At 71.4% G+C, this 13,748-nt stretch carries 12 protein-coding genes; 10 read left to right on the top strand and 2 right to left on the bottom strand.

Features of this window, described 5'->3' with window-relative positions:
- Positions 1-31: 31 nt before the first annotated feature.
- Positions 32-739, bottom strand: a complete 708-nt coding sequence (locus D0Y53_RS08060) for an MOSC domain-containing protein (protein ID WP_117202715.1) — start codon at positions 737-739, stop codon at positions 32-34.
- Complete coding sequence (mutS, locus tag D0Y53_RS08055) at positions 736-3,354, bottom strand: DNA mismatch repair protein MutS (protein WP_117202714.1); 2,619 nt, start codon at positions 3,352-3,354, stop codon at positions 736-738. Before mutS ends, D0Y53_RS08060 begins: the two co-directional genes overlap by 4 nt.
- A 290-nt stretch (positions 3,355-3,644) precedes the next feature.
- On the opposite strand from mutS, the gene D0Y53_RS08050 reads away from it, so the two are divergent.
- Genes D0Y53_RS08050 through D0Y53_RS08010 form a run of 10 tightly spaced genes read left to right on the top strand, consistent with a single transcriptional unit; the run spans position 3,645 to position 13,746 of the window.
- Complete coding sequence (locus D0Y53_RS08050) at positions 3,645-4,253, top strand: TetR/AcrR family transcriptional regulator (RefSeq protein WP_117202713.1); 609 nt, start codon at positions 3,645-3,647, stop codon at positions 4,251-4,253.
- Positions 4,254-4,295: 42 nt separating this feature from the next.
- A complete protein-coding gene (locus tag D0Y53_RS12880) occupies positions 4,296-4,460 on the top strand; it encodes a hypothetical protein (protein WP_158550619.1) in 165 nt (54 codons plus the stop codon).
- Positions 4,461-4,514: 54 nt separating this feature from the next.
- Positions 4,515-5,546: a secretion protein HlyD gene (gene hlyD / locus D0Y53_RS08045; protein WP_117202712.1), complete on the top strand. Its 1,032-nt coding sequence runs from the start codon at positions 4,515-4,517 to the stop codon at positions 5,544-5,546.
- A 1-nt stretch (position 5,547) separates the two neighbouring features.
- Positions 5,548-7,320: an ATP-binding cassette domain-containing protein gene (locus tag D0Y53_RS08040; RefSeq protein WP_117202711.1), complete on the top strand. Its 1,773-nt coding sequence runs from the start codon at positions 5,548-5,550 to the stop codon at positions 7,318-7,320.
- Positions 7,317-8,486: an ABC transporter permease gene (locus tag D0Y53_RS08035; RefSeq protein WP_117202710.1), complete on the top strand. Its 1,170-nt coding sequence runs from the start codon at positions 7,317-7,319 to the stop codon at positions 8,484-8,486. Before D0Y53_RS08040 ends, D0Y53_RS08035 begins: the two co-directional genes overlap by 4 nt.
- A gap of 4 nt (positions 8,487-8,490) precedes the next feature.
- Positions 8,491-9,609, top strand: coding sequence for an ABC transporter permease (locus D0Y53_RS08030; RefSeq protein WP_117202709.1), 1,119 nt, complete (start codon positions 8,491-8,493; stop codon positions 9,607-9,609).
- A 32-nt stretch (positions 9,610-9,641) separates the two neighbouring features.
- Complete coding sequence (locus D0Y53_RS08025; protein WP_117202708.1) at positions 9,642-11,150, top strand: efflux transporter outer membrane subunit; 1,509 nt, start codon at positions 9,642-9,644, stop codon at positions 11,148-11,150.
- A gap of 20 nt (positions 11,151-11,170) precedes the next feature.
- Positions 11,171-11,374 (top strand): YgaP family membrane protein, encoded by a 204-nt coding sequence (locus D0Y53_RS08020; protein WP_117202707.1) that lies wholly within the window; start codon positions 11,171-11,173, stop codon positions 11,372-11,374.
- A gap of 7 nt (positions 11,375-11,381) precedes the next feature.
- A complete protein-coding gene (locus D0Y53_RS08015) occupies positions 11,382-12,809 on the top strand; it encodes an MBL fold metallo-hydrolase RNA specificity domain-containing protein (RefSeq protein WP_117202706.1) in 1,428 nt (475 codons plus the stop codon).
- Positions 12,802-13,746 carry an LOG family protein gene (locus tag D0Y53_RS08010; RefSeq protein WP_117202705.1) on the top strand — a complete coding sequence of 315 codons (945 nt, stop codon included), beginning with the start codon at positions 12,802-12,804 and terminating at the stop codon, positions 13,744-13,746. The genes D0Y53_RS08015 and D0Y53_RS08010 overlap by 8 nt, the downstream gene beginning before the upstream one ends.
- Positions 13,747-13,748: the final 2 nt, after the last annotated feature.

Here is a 13,748-nt window from a genome sequence, read left to right as displayed (position 1 = left end):
AACACGCCTGCGGTGCGATGCGATATGCGGCTCAGCCCGGCGGCGGCCCCTCGAGGCGCTTGCCCCAGTCCTCGGCGGCGCCGTGCTGCAGGCGGCGCTCGAGCAGGCGCCGCCACGACGGCACCAGCGGCAACTGCAGGGCCGGTTCCAGCGCCGCGGGCGCGAGCACGCGCCCGAACAGCAGCGCACCCAGCCGCTGCAGCGGCCAGTCGGGATACGGGCGCGCGTCGAGCCGCAGCAGGTCGCCGGCTGCGGCGACGCCCGGCTGCAGCACCCGGTAGTACCAGCCGGTGCGGCCGCTGGCCTGGACCCGCTGCGCCATGTCGGGCACGCCGAAGCGGTCGCTGAGTTTCCAGCACGGCTGCCGGCCCTGGCTGACTTCCAGCAGCGCGGTGCCCAGGGTGAAGCGATCGCCCAGGCAGACCTCGGCTTCGGTCAGGCCGCGGGTGCTGATGTTCTCGCCGAACGCGCCCGGCGCCTGCAGCAGCGGCAGCGCGCCGAGTTCCTCGCGCCACCCGCGGTAATGGTCGAAGGCGTAATGGTGGATCGCCTTGTCGGGGCCGCCATGCACGCGCAGGTCGCCCTGCTCGTCGCCGGCCAGGCCGAGCGCGCCGATCGCCAGCGGCGCGTCCGTCGGCCGCTTGTCGATCGCGCTGCGGCTGCCCGGCCGCGTGTATGGCACCGCCTTGCCCAGCAGCAGCGCGTCGACGCGCACCGCAAGAGCCGGCACCGCGTTCACGCCAGCGCCTTCAGCCGGTACAGCGCTTCCAGTGCCTGTTTCGGCGTCAGCTCGTCCGGCTCCAGCGCCGCCAGCGCGTCCAGTACGGCCGCGGTCGGCGCGAACAGGCCGATCTGCTGCGGCGCGTCCAGCGCCTGCGCGGTCATCGCTGCCGCCCCGGGGTCGCGGTCGTGCGCTTCCAGCTCCGCCAGCCGCGCGCGCGCCTGCCGGATCACGTTTTTCGGCAGGCCGGCCAGCGCCGCCACCTGCAGGCCGAAACTGCGGTTGGCCGGCCCGTCCTTGACCGCGTGCATGAACACCAGCGTGTCGCCATGCTCGCGGTCGTGGTGCTCGACCGCGTCCAGGTGCACGTTGGCGATGCCGCTGCCGGGCTGCGCGAGCGCGGTCAGCTCGAAATAATGCGTGGCGAACAGGGTGTAGCTGCGGTTGACCGCGGCCAGGTGCCGGGCGCAGGCGTCGGCCAGCGCCAGGCCGTCGTAGGTCGAGGTGCCGCGGCCGATCTCGTCCATCAGCACCAGCGACTCGTCGGTGGCGTGGTGCAGGATGTAGGCGGTCTCGCTCATCTCGACCATGAAGGTCGACTGCCCGCGGGCGAGGTCGTCGCCGGCGCCGATGCGGGTGAGGATGCGGTCGACCGGACCCAGCACCGCGCGCGCGGCCGGCACGAAGCTGCCGATGTGCGCCAGCAGCACGATCAGCGCGTTCTGGCGCATGTAGGTCGACTTGCCGCCCATGTTGGGGCCGGTGATCACCAGCATGCGGCGGCGGCTGCCGGCATCCGCGTCGCCGGCGTCCGCGTCGCCGAGCACCAGGTCGTTGGGTTCGAACGGCTCGGCGCGCACCGCCTCCACCACCGGGTGGCGGCCGCGTTCGATGCGCAGGCCCGGGCGCTCGGTCAGCTGCGGGCGCGACCAGTCCAGCGCCTGCGCGCGCTCGGCGAAGCAGGCCAGCACGTCGAGCTCGCTCAGCGCCGCGGCGCAGCGCCGGAGCGCGTCCAGGTCCTGGTTGAGCGCATCGAGCACGGCCTCGTACAGCAGCTTCTCGCGTGCCAGCGCGCGTTCGCGCGCCGACAGCACCTGGTCCTCGAACCGCTTCAGTTCCTCGGTGATGTAGCGCTCGGCGCCGGTCAGCGTCTGCCGCCGGGTGTAGTGCGCCGGCGCCTTGCCGGACTGGCCCTTGCTGATCTCGATGTAGTAGCCGTGGACGCGGTTGTAGCCGACCTTGAGCGTGGCGATGCCGGTGGCCTCGCGCTCGCGCTGCTCCAGCTCGACGAGGAACTGGTCGGCGTGGGTGGAGAGCCGACGCAGCTCGTCGAGCGCGGCGTCGTGGCCGTCGGCGATGACGCCGCCGTCGCGCGCCAGCAACGGCGGCTGCGGCACGATCGCCGAGGCCAGCAGCTGCGCGTGCGCGGCGTGTTCGCCGAGCTGCGCGGCCAGCGCCTGCAGCCGCGGCGTGTCCAGCGGCGCCAGCAGCGCGCGCAGCTCGGGCAGCAGCGCCAGGCCGTCGCGCAGCGTGCTCAGGTCGCGCGGGCGCGCCGAGCGCAGCGCCACCCGCGCGAGGATGCGTTCCAGGTCGCCGAGCGCACGGAAGCACTCGCGGATCCCGGCCTCGGCGCGCTGCTCGACCAGGGTGGCCACGGCGTGGTGGCGCTCGCCCAGCACCTGGCGATTGCGCAGCGGCCGGTGCAGCCAGCGCCGCAGCAGGCGCCCGCCCATCGGCGTGATGGTGGAGTCGAGCACGCCGAGCAGGGTGTTGCGGGTATCGCCGTCGACCCGGGTGTCCAGTTCCAGATGCCGGCGCGTGGCGGCGTTCATCGCGATCGCGTCGTCGGAGGACTCGACCGCGATCGCGGTCAGGTGCGGCAGGCGCTGTTTCTGGGTTTCCTCGACGTAGCCGAGCAGGGCGGCAGCGGCGGCGATGCAGGCGGGCTGGTCGTCGATGCCGAAGCCGGTGAGGTCGTGCAGGCCGAAGAACTGCAGCAACTGGCGCCGGCCGCTGTCGGCGTCGAACAGCCACGGCGCGCGCCGGCGCAGGCCGCCGCGCTCGAGAATCGCCGGGGGCCAGCCGTCCTCGTCGGGCAGCAGCAGTTCGGCCGGATCCAGCCGCGCCAGCTCGGCTTCCAGCATGTCCGCATCGGCGACCGCGTTGACCAGGAAGCGGCCGCCGGACAGGTCCGCCCAGGCCAGGCCATAGCCGCTGCGCGTGCGCGCGACCGCCAGCAGCAGGGTGTCGCGGCGCTCGCTGAGCAGCGCCTCGTCGGTCACCGTGCCCGGGGTGACGATGCGCACCACCTTGCGTTCGACCAGGCCCTTGGCCAGGGCCGGGTCGCCGATCTGCTCGCAGATCGCCACCGACTCGCCCAGCGCCACCAGTCGCGCCAGGTAGCCTTCGTACGCATGCACCGGCACCCCGGCCATCGGGATCGGCTGCCCGGCCGAGGCGCCGCGCTGGGTCAGGGTGATGTCGAGCAGCTTCGCCGCGCGCCGCGCGTCGTCGTAGAACAGCTCGTAGAAGTCGCCCATGCGGAAGAACAGCAGCACGTCCGGATGCTCCGCCTTGGCGGCGAAGTACTGCTTCATCAGCGGGGTGTGTTCCGGGGTGGGGCTGGGGAGCATGGCGGGTTGGGGGATGGAGTGAAAACCGGTGCCGCCGGGCGCGGCGCCGGCGTCAGGGTGTGCGTCGTGGAACGACGGATCCTCCCGCGGCAACCCGGTCGCGGGGTCGGGCGCAGCGCGACAAGAAACTCCCCGACGTGCACCGGCGTACCGGGGATTGTGCCGGCTTCGGCTGCCTGGCGCGAACCGGGCCGCGAAGGCGGGGGTGGTCCCGGGGTCGGGCTGGAGGCCTTGACAACGGGGGCGTGAATCCGAAAGATAGTAATCGTTCACTTACTTTAGGAATCCGCATGCGCGCGCTGCCCAAGCACCTCCCGGCCGACGAACGCAAGGCCGTGACCGTGGAAACGGTGGTCCAGCTGGCGGCGGAACAGAACCCCACCGACATCACCACCGCGGCCATCGCCCAGCGCATGGGCCTGACCCAGGGCGCGCTGTTCCGGCATTTCCCGAACAAGAGCGCGATCCTGCAGGCGGTCATGGAATGGGTCGCCGAGCGCCTGCTCGGCCGGGTCGACAAGGCGATCGCGGCGGCGGCCTCGCCGCTGGCCGCGCTGGAGGCCGTGTTCCTGGCCCACATCGATTTCATCGTGCAGCACCCCGGCGTGCCGCGGATGCTGTTCGGCGAGTTGCAGCGCGCCGAGGATTCCCCCGCCAAGCAGATGGTGCGCACCCTGACCGGCGGTTACGGCGCGCGTGTGCAGCGCCTGATCGAGCAGGGCAAGGCGCAGGGCGAGCTGGCGGCCGACCTGGATGCCGGTGCGGCCGCCACGCTGTTCGTCGGTTCCATCCAGGGCCTGGTGATGCAGTCGCTGATCGCGGGCAACGTGCAGGCCATCCGCGCCAATGCGCCCGGCGTGTTCGCCGTCTACCGTCGCGGCCTGGTCCGGAGCCGGTGATGGCAGCTCTGCCCCTGCGCCAACGCCCCGGTTCGCGAGCGCGTGCTGGCGGCGATCCGCATCCTCGACCGGATGGCGCGCCAGTGCCGGACCACCATCGTCGTCGTCACCCACGACGGGAAGATCATCCCGACCTTCAAGCGCATCTGCCGTATCCGCGACGGCGTCTCCCGCGAGGGAGCCGGTGAAGGCCGGGGATTCGAGTGACGTCCATGTCGGCGCGTCACGGCTCCGGCACCGCCTGAATAACGAGGCCCCGCAATGAAAGCCAGCAGCTTGCTCCGCACCAGGAAGCACCTCGCCATCGCCGCCGTCGCCGTCGTCCTCGTCGCCGCGGGCGCGGGTTTGTGGTGGCAGCAGCGCATGGGCAGTCAGGACGGCGTGCTGCGTCTTTACGGCAACGTCGACATCCGCGAAGTGCAGCTCGCTTTCCGGCAGCCCGGACGCGTGGCGCAGATGGCCTTCGACGAGGGCGATGCCGTCACCGCCGGCGCGCGCATGGCCGTGCTCGACGCCGAACCCTACCGGCAGGCGCTTGCGGCGGCCGAGGCCTCCGTGCGGGTGGCACAGGCGGAACTGGACAAGTTGCAGCGCGGCCTGCGCCCCCAGGAGATCGTCCAGGCGCAGGCGACCCTCGGCCAGGCCGAGGCTGTCGCCCGCGATGCCGAACGCAACCATCGGCGCCAGAGCGAGCTGCTCGCATCCGGTGCCAGCAGTCAGCGCACGGTGGATGCCGCACGCGCCGCCCGGGACCAGGCGATCGCCGCGGTCGAGGCGGCCAGGGCCGCGCTGTCGCAGGCCAGGGAAGGCTTCCGTCGCGAAGACATCGCCGCGGGCAAGGCGAAACTGGCGGCGGCGAAAGCGATGCAGGCGCAGGCCGCCACCGCCCTGGCCGACACCGTGCTGTCGGCGCCCAGCGACGGCACCGTGATCGCGCGGGTGCGCGAACCGGGCAGCATGGTGACCAGCCACGACACGATCTACGGCCTGAGTCTGGATGCCCCGGTGTACGTGCGCGCCTATGTCGGCGAGCCGGATCTGGGCCGCATCGCGCCCGGGACGCGGGTGCGCGTGCGCAGCGACTCGTCCGACAAGGTCTATCGCGGCCGGATCGGCTTCATCTCGCCGCGCGCCGAGTTCACGCCGAAGACGGTGGAAACCACCGACCTGCGCACCGACCTCGTCTATCGCCTGCGCATCGTCATCGACAAGGCCGATGCCCGCGCCGGCCTGCGCCAGGGCATGCCCGTGACCATCGAAGTCGACGCCCGTCCCGCCGCCAAGGGCGCATGACATGGCCACCGCGTCCGGCGCCACCCTTGCCGCGCCCGAAGCCGGGAGCCAGGCCGCCGTCGTCATCGAAGGCCTGGGCAAGCGCTTCGGCGACGTGCAGGCCCTGCGCGGCCTGACGGCGCGCATCCGGTACGGTCGCCTCACCGGTCTGGTCGGCCCGGACGGCGCCGGCAAGACGACGCTGATGCGCATCCTCACCGGTCTGCTGGTGCCGGACGCGGGCCAGGCGCGGGTGGCCGGATTCGACGTGGTCCGCGACAACGACGCCATCCATGTGGTCACGGGCTACATGCCGCAGCGCTTCGGCCTCTACGAAGACCTGTCGGTGATGGAGAACATGCGCCTGTACGCGCAGCTGCGCGGCATGGACGCGGACTACCACGCCGATCTGTTCGCCGAGTTGCTCGACTTCACCCGGCTCGGCCCCTTTACCGGGCGCCTGGCCGGCAAACTCTCCGGTGGCATGAAGCAGAAGCTCGGCCTGGCCTGCGCGCTGATGGCGCGGCCCAAGGTGCTGCTGCTGGACGAGCCCGGAGTGGGCGTCGACCCGGTCAGCCGCCAGGACCTGTGGCGCATGGTGCAGGCGCTGACCGACGAGGGCATGGCCGTGGTCTGGTCCACCGCCTATCTGGACGAGGCCGAGCGCTGCGAGAGCGTGCTGCTGCTGAACCAGGGGCAGTTGCTGTTCGACGGCCCACCGCAGGCGCTGACTGCACAGCTCGAAGGCCGCAGCTTCCGTCTCGAAGACGTCGGTGCCGAGCGCCGGGCGCTGCTGACCGAGGCGCTCGACCTGCCCAGCGTGAGCGATGGGGTGATCCAGGGCGCCGGCGTGCGCGTGGTGCTGCGCGCGGGCGCCGAGGCGCAGCAGATTCAGGCCCTGGCCGACCGCGCGCAAGTACGGCTGGCGCCGGTGCCGGCGCGCTTCGAGGACGCCTTCATCGACCTGCTCGGCGGCGGCCCCGGCGGCACCTCGACCCTGGCCGAGCGCCTGCCGCCGGTCGAACTGGGTTCCGACATTGCGGTGTCCTGCCGCAACCTGACCAAGCGCTTCGGTGCCTTCACCGCCACCGACAGCGTCAGCTTCGAGGTGCGCAAGGGCGAGATCTTCGGCCTGCTCGGCCCCAACGGTGCCGGCAAGTCGACCACCTTCAAGATGCTCTGCGGCCTGCTCAAGCCGACCGCGGGCGAGGCCCATGTCGTGGGCCACGACCTGCGTCGCGCCACCGGCGCGGCCAAGAGTCGCCTGGGCTACATGGCGCAGAAGTTCTCGCTCTACGGCCTGCTCTCGGTGCGGCAGAACCTGGAGTTCTCGGCCGGCGTGTACCAGCTGGAAGGCCACACGCGGCGCGAGCGCATCGCGGAAATGATCGAAACCTTCGATCTCGGCGCGTGGCTTTCGGCCACGCCCGATGCCCTGCCGCTTGGGCACAAGCAGCGCCTGGCACTGGCCTGCGCGCTGATGCATCGCCCGCCGGTGCTGTTCCTGGACGAACCCACCTCGGGCGTGGACCCCATCACCCGGCGCGAGTTCTGGACCCACATCAACGGCCTGGCGCGCAAGGGCGTGACCGTCATGGTCACCACCCACTTCATGGACGAGGCCGAATACTGCGACCGGGTTGCCATGCTCTCGCGCGCGCAGCTGATCGCGCTGGACACGCCCGATGCGCTCAAGCGCATGGCCGCCGGCCCGCAGCGGCCGGATCCGACCATGGAGGACGCCTTCATCCACCTGGTGGAGTCCACCGAGCGCGACGCAGAGGCGGCCGCATGAACGCCGTCCCGGAGCGCCCGGAGGCGGGTCGGGCGCGGCTGGCCGATCCGCGCCGTCTCGACCTGCGGCGCCTTGCGGCCCTGGTCCGCAAGGAAAGCCTGCAGGCCCTGCGCGACCCCTCGACGCTGCTCATCGCCTTCGTGCTGCCGGTGGTGCTGTTGCTGCTGTTCGCCTACGCGGTCTCGCTGGATGCTAGGAGCGTGCGCGTCGGCATCGTGCTGGAATCCCCGGGCGCCGCCGCGCAGGAGCTGGCTGCCGCCTTTTCCGGCACCCGCTTCCTGGAGGCGCACTTCGCCCACGACCGGCGCGAAGTGGCCGACCAACTCGTCTCCGGCACGCTGCGCGGCTACGTGGTGATTCCGCAGGATTTCGAGCAGCGCCTGGCCCGGCGCGGCAGCGAGCCGCTGGTGCAGATCGTCACCGACGGCTCCTACCCCAACACCGCCAACTACGTCGAGAACTACGCCCGCGGCGTGGTGCAGACCTGGCGCGCCGGGCGCGGCGCCGCTGCGCCCGCGCAGGCCGTGGTGCTGGAGCCGCGCTACTGGTTCAACCCCGAACTGGAAAGCCGCCGTGCACTGATCCCCGGCGCCATCGCCATCGTCATGACCATCATCGGCACCATGCTCACCGCGCTGGTGGTGGCGCGCGAATGGGAGCGCGGCACCATGGAGGCGGTGCTGTCCACGCCCGCGTCGGTGGCCGAGATCCTGATCGGCAAGCTGCTGCCCTATTTCGTGCTCGGCATGCTGTCCACGCTGGGCGCCGCGGCGCTGGCGGTGTTCGTGTTCGGCGTGCCGCTGCACGGCTCGCTGGCGGCCTTGCTGCTGTTGTCGGCGGTGTTCATGGTGCCGGCGCTGGGCCAGGGCCTGCTGATTTCCTCGCTGGCGCGCAACCAGTTTTTGGCGGCGCAGATCGCCTTGTTCACCGGTTTTCTGCCGGCTTTCATGCTGTCGGGCTTTTTGTACGAGATCGACGCCATGCCGGCGCCGATCCGCGCCGTGACCCATCTGATCCCGGCGCGCTATTTCGTCGAATCGTTGAAGACGGTGTTCCTGGCCGGCGACATCTGGGCGGTGTTCGTGCCCAACCTGCTGGCGATGGCGGCGATCGGCATGGTGTTCTTCGGGCTGGCCAAGCGCGCCACGCGCAAGAACCTGGAGTGACGCCATGCCGACCTCCGCATTCTCGTTCACCCGCCTGCGCGCCCAGTTCGTCAAGGAAGTGCTCAGCGTCCTGCGCGACCCGCGCAGCCGCATGGTGGTGTTCGTGCCGCCCATCCTGCAGCTGCTGGTGTTCGCCTTCGCCGCCACGCTGGAAGTGCGCAACGTCGATATCGCCGTCTACAACCAGGATGCGGGCCGCTGGTCGCACGAACTGGTGCAGCGCCTGGACAGCGCCCGCTTCATCGCCTGCGTGCGGCATGTGGACAGCCAGCGGCAGCTGCACGATCTGATCGACCGCGGCGAGATCATCGCGGCGCTGGCCATTCCAGCGGATTTCTCGCGCGCGATCGCCGCCGGCGACAGCGGCCGGGCGCAGGTGCTGGTCGATGGCCGGCGCAGCAACTCGGGCCAGATCACCGTCGCCTACCTGTCCGCCATCGCCGCCGATGTCGGCGCCGAGGTCGTGTCCGACGCGCAGCCGCCGACGCCGGTGGTCGTGCGCCACTGGTTCAACCCGAACCTGGTCTACCGCTGGTTCATCGTGCCCGGCCTGACCGGCATCCTGGCGCTGTTCAGCGCGCTGCTCATCACCTCGCTGTCGATTGCGCGCGAACGCGAGCTCGGCACCTTCGACCAGTTGCTGGTATCGCCCACCTCGACGCCGGAAATCATCGTTTCCAAATCGCTGCCGGCGCTGGCCATCGGCACCATGCTGGGGTTGTTCATGGTCTCGGCGGGGGTGTTCCTGTTCGGCATTCCGTTTACCGGCTCGTTCGCGCTGCTGCTCGCGAGCCTGCTGCTGTTCATCCTGTCGGTGGTGGGCATCGGCCTGATGATCTCCGCCGTCAGCATGACGCAGCAGCAGGCCATCCTCGGGGCCTTCGCCATCGGCGTGCCGGCGGTGCTGATGTCCGGCTTCGCCACGCCGGTGGAAAACATGCCGGTGCTGCTGCAATGGCTGGCGCAGGCGATTCCGCTCACCCACTTCCTGATCATCGTGGAAGGCAGCTTCCTGAAGGCGATGCCGCCGGGCGACATCCTGGCCAGTCTCTGGCCGTTGGCGGTCATCGCATCGGTGTCGCTCACGATGGCTACCGTCTTTGTCCGAGGGCGTCTGCAATGACAAACATCGACCGCACCGCAACACGCCCGGGGATGGATGCACGCGATCGGCCGCTGCGGCGGCTGCGTCCGCTCGTGCCGGCGCTGGCCGGCGTCCTGCTCGCGGCGTGCGCGGCGGGCCCCGAGTACCGCGCGCCGCCGCCGGTGGACAGCGGCAGCGGCTGGGCCCGGCCGCAGGTCGCCACCTCGGCACCGGCGGACCTGGCGCGCTGGTGGACGACGTTGGGCGATCCGGTGCTCGAGCGCCTGATCGCCGCCGCCCTGGCCCAGAACCTCGATCTGCGCCAGGCCGCGGCCCGCATCGACGAGGCGCGCGCGCTGCGCGACCGGGCTGCCGGCAACCGTGCGCCCGTCGTCGCCGCGGGCGCCAGTGCCAACCGCCGCCGGCAGAGCGAGAACGGACCGTTGCCGATCGGCGCCATTCCCGGGCTCGACGCCTCCCAGACCATTTACGACGCCGGTTTCGACGCGGCCTGGGAACTCGATTTGTTCGGCGCCCGGCGGCGCGCGCTGGAGGGCGCCACTGCCCGCCTGCAGGCGACCGCAGTCGAGGCGCAGGGAGTGCGCATGCGCGTCGTTGCCGAGGTGGCGCGCGCGTGGTTCGACGCCGCCGGTGCGGGGCACGAACTGGATGCGCAGCAGGCGCTGGTGGCGACGCTGCGGCAGACGCTGGATCTGGTGCGCCAGCGCGCGGCCCTGGGCGATGCCTCCGCTGCGGACGTGGACGCGGCCTACGCGCAATGGTCGGCCGCCGATGCCGCGCTGCCGGAAATCCGGGCCCGTCGACGTGCCGCCGTGCTGGGCATCGGCGTGCTGCTGGGCGCACCGCCGGAGCGCGAACTGGCGTTGCTGGACGCTGCGCCCCCTGCTCCGGCATTGCCGACGTTGCCGGTGGGCGCGCGCGCCGACGTACTGCGGCGCAGGCCGGACGTGCTGGCCGCCGAACGGCGCCTGGCCGCGAGCACGGCGGACATCGGCGTGGCTGCAGCCGAGCTATTCCCCAAGCTCTCCATCGGGGTCGGCGGCGGGTTTCAGGCGCTCGCCACGGGCGACTGGTTCGATGCGTCCAGCAGGCGCTTCTCCATCCTGCCGATGATTTCCTGGCGCCTGTTCGACGGCGGTCGCGTACGCGCCGAGATTCGCGCCCGCGAGGCGGCCGAACGGCAGGCGGCACTCGCCTACGAAAAAGCCGTGCTGACCGCGCTTGAGGACGCCGAGCGCGCCCTGGGCGACTACCGCGCGGGGCTCGACACGCTGGCGCGTCGCCGCAGCGCCCTGGACGCCTCGCGCCGCAGCCACGCCCACGCCGCCAGGCGTTTTGCCGCCGGCGACATCGCGCGGGTCGAACTGCTGGCGGCCGAGCGTCTGCTGCACGAGGCCGAAACATCGGCCGCGCGCGCGCAGACCGCGGCTGCCGTGCGGCTGGTCGCGCTGTACAAGGCGCTCGGCGGCGGCTGGGATGCGGCCGCCACGGCACCCCCGATGACCGAGGCCGCTGCGGACCCGCTTGCGCGCGCGCCGGGGATCGTTTCGCCCCGCTGACCCAACGACAGGAGATCGCCATGAAGATGAATGTAGGAACCGTCGACCGCATCGCCCGCATCGCCATCGGGCTGACCCTGCTCAGCCTGCCTTTCTGGCTGGACGCCCCGTGGCGCTGGGCAGGGCTGATCGGCGTCATGCCGTTCATGACCGGCCTGAGCGGCCGTTGTCCGGCATACCACCTGCTGGGGCGCAGCACCTGTGCGGCGCGCAAGCCGGAGTGAACGTCCGATGAGACTGCGCTTTCTCGGCGGCGCGCGCGAAGTGACCGGGTCGTGCTTCCTGGTGCAGACCGACAGCGTCCGCTTCCTGGTGGACTGCGGCATGGTCCAGGGCGACCGCGACGCGCCGCAGCGCAACCGCCGGCGCTTCGGCTTCGATCCGCGCGAACTGGACTTCGTGCTGCTCACCCACGCCCACATCGACCACAGCGGCCTGCTGCCCAAGCTGGTGCTCGACGGTTTCCGCGGCCCGATCTACACCACCGACGCCAGCGCCGACCTGCTGACGGTGATCCTGCCCGACAGCGGCCACATCCAGGAGAGCAACGCCCGGCGCGCGCAGCAGCGCGGGCGCGGCACCGCGCCCGGCGAGCGGCAACCGCTGTACACCGTGCGCGACGCCCACGCCTGCCTGGCCCAGGTCCGCGCCGTGCATTACGACGAGGCGCTGGCGCCGCATGCCGACGTCACCTGCCGGTTCCGCGATGCCGGCCACATCCTGGGTTCGGCGATCCTGGAAATCGTGGTGACCGAGGACGGCGACAGCTGCAAGCTGGTGTTTTCCGGCGACCTCGGCCAGCCGGGCCGGCCGATCCTGCGCGACCCCGTGCCGATCGCGGACGCCGACGTGCTGGTGCTGGAGTCGACCTACGGCGACCGCCTGCACAAGGACCTGCCGGCGACCCTGGACGAGTTCGAACGCATCGTCCGGCGCACGCTGCTGGAACGGCACGGCAACGTGATCGTGCCGGCTTTCGCCGTCGGCCGCACCCAGGAGATCCTGTACTACCTGCACCAGCTCACCCGGCAGGGACGCCTGCCGCCGCTGGACGTGTTCGTCGACTCGCCCATGGCCACCGCCGCCACGCGCATCACGATGGACCATCTGGCGTTGTTCGACACGGCGGCCCGGCAACTGGTGGACTGGCACGCGGCCGGCGACGGCCTGCCGCGGCTGCGTTTCACCGCCAGCGTCGAGGAGTCGATGGCGCTCGACACCGTCCGCTCCGGCGCGTTGATCGTCTCGGCCAGCGGCATGTGCGACGCCGGCCGCATCAAGCATCACCTGCGGCACAACCTGGGACGCCGCGAGAGCGCGATCGTGATCACCGGCTTCCAGGCCCGCGGCACGCTCGGGCGCCGGCTGGTGGATGGCGCGGCCAGCGTGCGCATCTTCGGCGAGGACGTGCCGGTGCGGGCCTCGGTCCACACCCTGGGCGGCTTTTCCGCGCATGCCGACCAGGCGGCGTTGCTGGCGTGGACGGATGCTTTCCGCAAGCCGCCGCGGCAGACGTTCGTGGTGCACGGCGAGGAGCCGGCGGCGCTGGCCCTGGCCGAGCGCCTGCAGGCACGCCACGGCTGGTCGGTGATGGTGCCCCGGCCCGGCCAGAGCGTGGACCTGCCGGCGGGCAAAGCACGGGAGATGGCGCATGCATGACCCGCAACAGCCCGACCAGCGGCAACGCGCAGCGTTGCAGGTCGCGATCCGCAACAGCCCGTCCTACCGCTTGGCCTACGACGACCCGGGCTTCATGGCCCTGGACGACTTGCGCCCCGTGCGGTTGCAGCTGGAGATGCTCAAGCCCGAGTACTACCTGCGCCAGCATCATGTGCAGTCCACGGTGGTCGTGTTCGGCAGCGCGCGGCTGCTGCCGCCGCTGGAGGCGCGCGCCCGGCTCGAGGCGCTGGAGGCGCGCGCCGGCGAGCAGCCGCCCGATTCCGACTTAGCGGCAGAGCTGGCGCAGGCGCGCCGGCAGTACCGCTACGCGCATTACTACGAAGAGGCCCGGCGACTGGCGGAAATCCTGTCGCGCCGCTTCCAGCAGGAGCGGCGCCGTGACTTCGTGGTGGTGACCGGCGGCGGCCCCGGAATCATGGAGGCGGCCAACCGCGGTGCCTTCGATGCCGGCGCCTGCAGCGTCGGCCTCAACGTCACCTTGCCGCACGAGCAGGCCCCCAATCCGTTCGTCACCCAGGAGCTGTGTTTCCAGTTCCACTATTTCGGCATCCGCAAGATGCAGTTCCTGATCCGCGCCCGCGGTCTGGTCGCATTTCCGGGCGGCTTCGGCACCCTGGACGAACTGTTCGAGGCGCTGACCCTGATGCAGACCGGGAAGATGCCGCGGATTCCGGTGGTGCTGGTGGGGCGGGAGTTCTGGTCGCGCGCTGTGGACATCGACTTCCTGGTCGCCGAAGGCATGATCGCGGCCCGTGACCGCGAGCTGCTGTCGGTGGTCGAGACTGCCGAAGGCGTGATCGCCGAACTCGAGCGCTTCCACCGCTACGCCGCCGCCGGTCTTGCGGGCGGATCCGTGGCCGCGCCGGCGACTGGGCACACGGAGTCCGGTCCCGCGGCACCCACCCCGGTCGACTGACC

Origin of the sequence: Cognatiluteimonas weifangensis (assembly GCF_003416885.1) — a bacterium.
Taxonomy (GTDB): Bacteria; Pseudomonadota; Gammaproteobacteria; order Xanthomonadales; family Xanthomonadaceae; genus Cognatiluteimonas; species Cognatiluteimonas weifangensis.
This window is presented reverse-complemented; position numbering and strand designations above follow the sequence as displayed.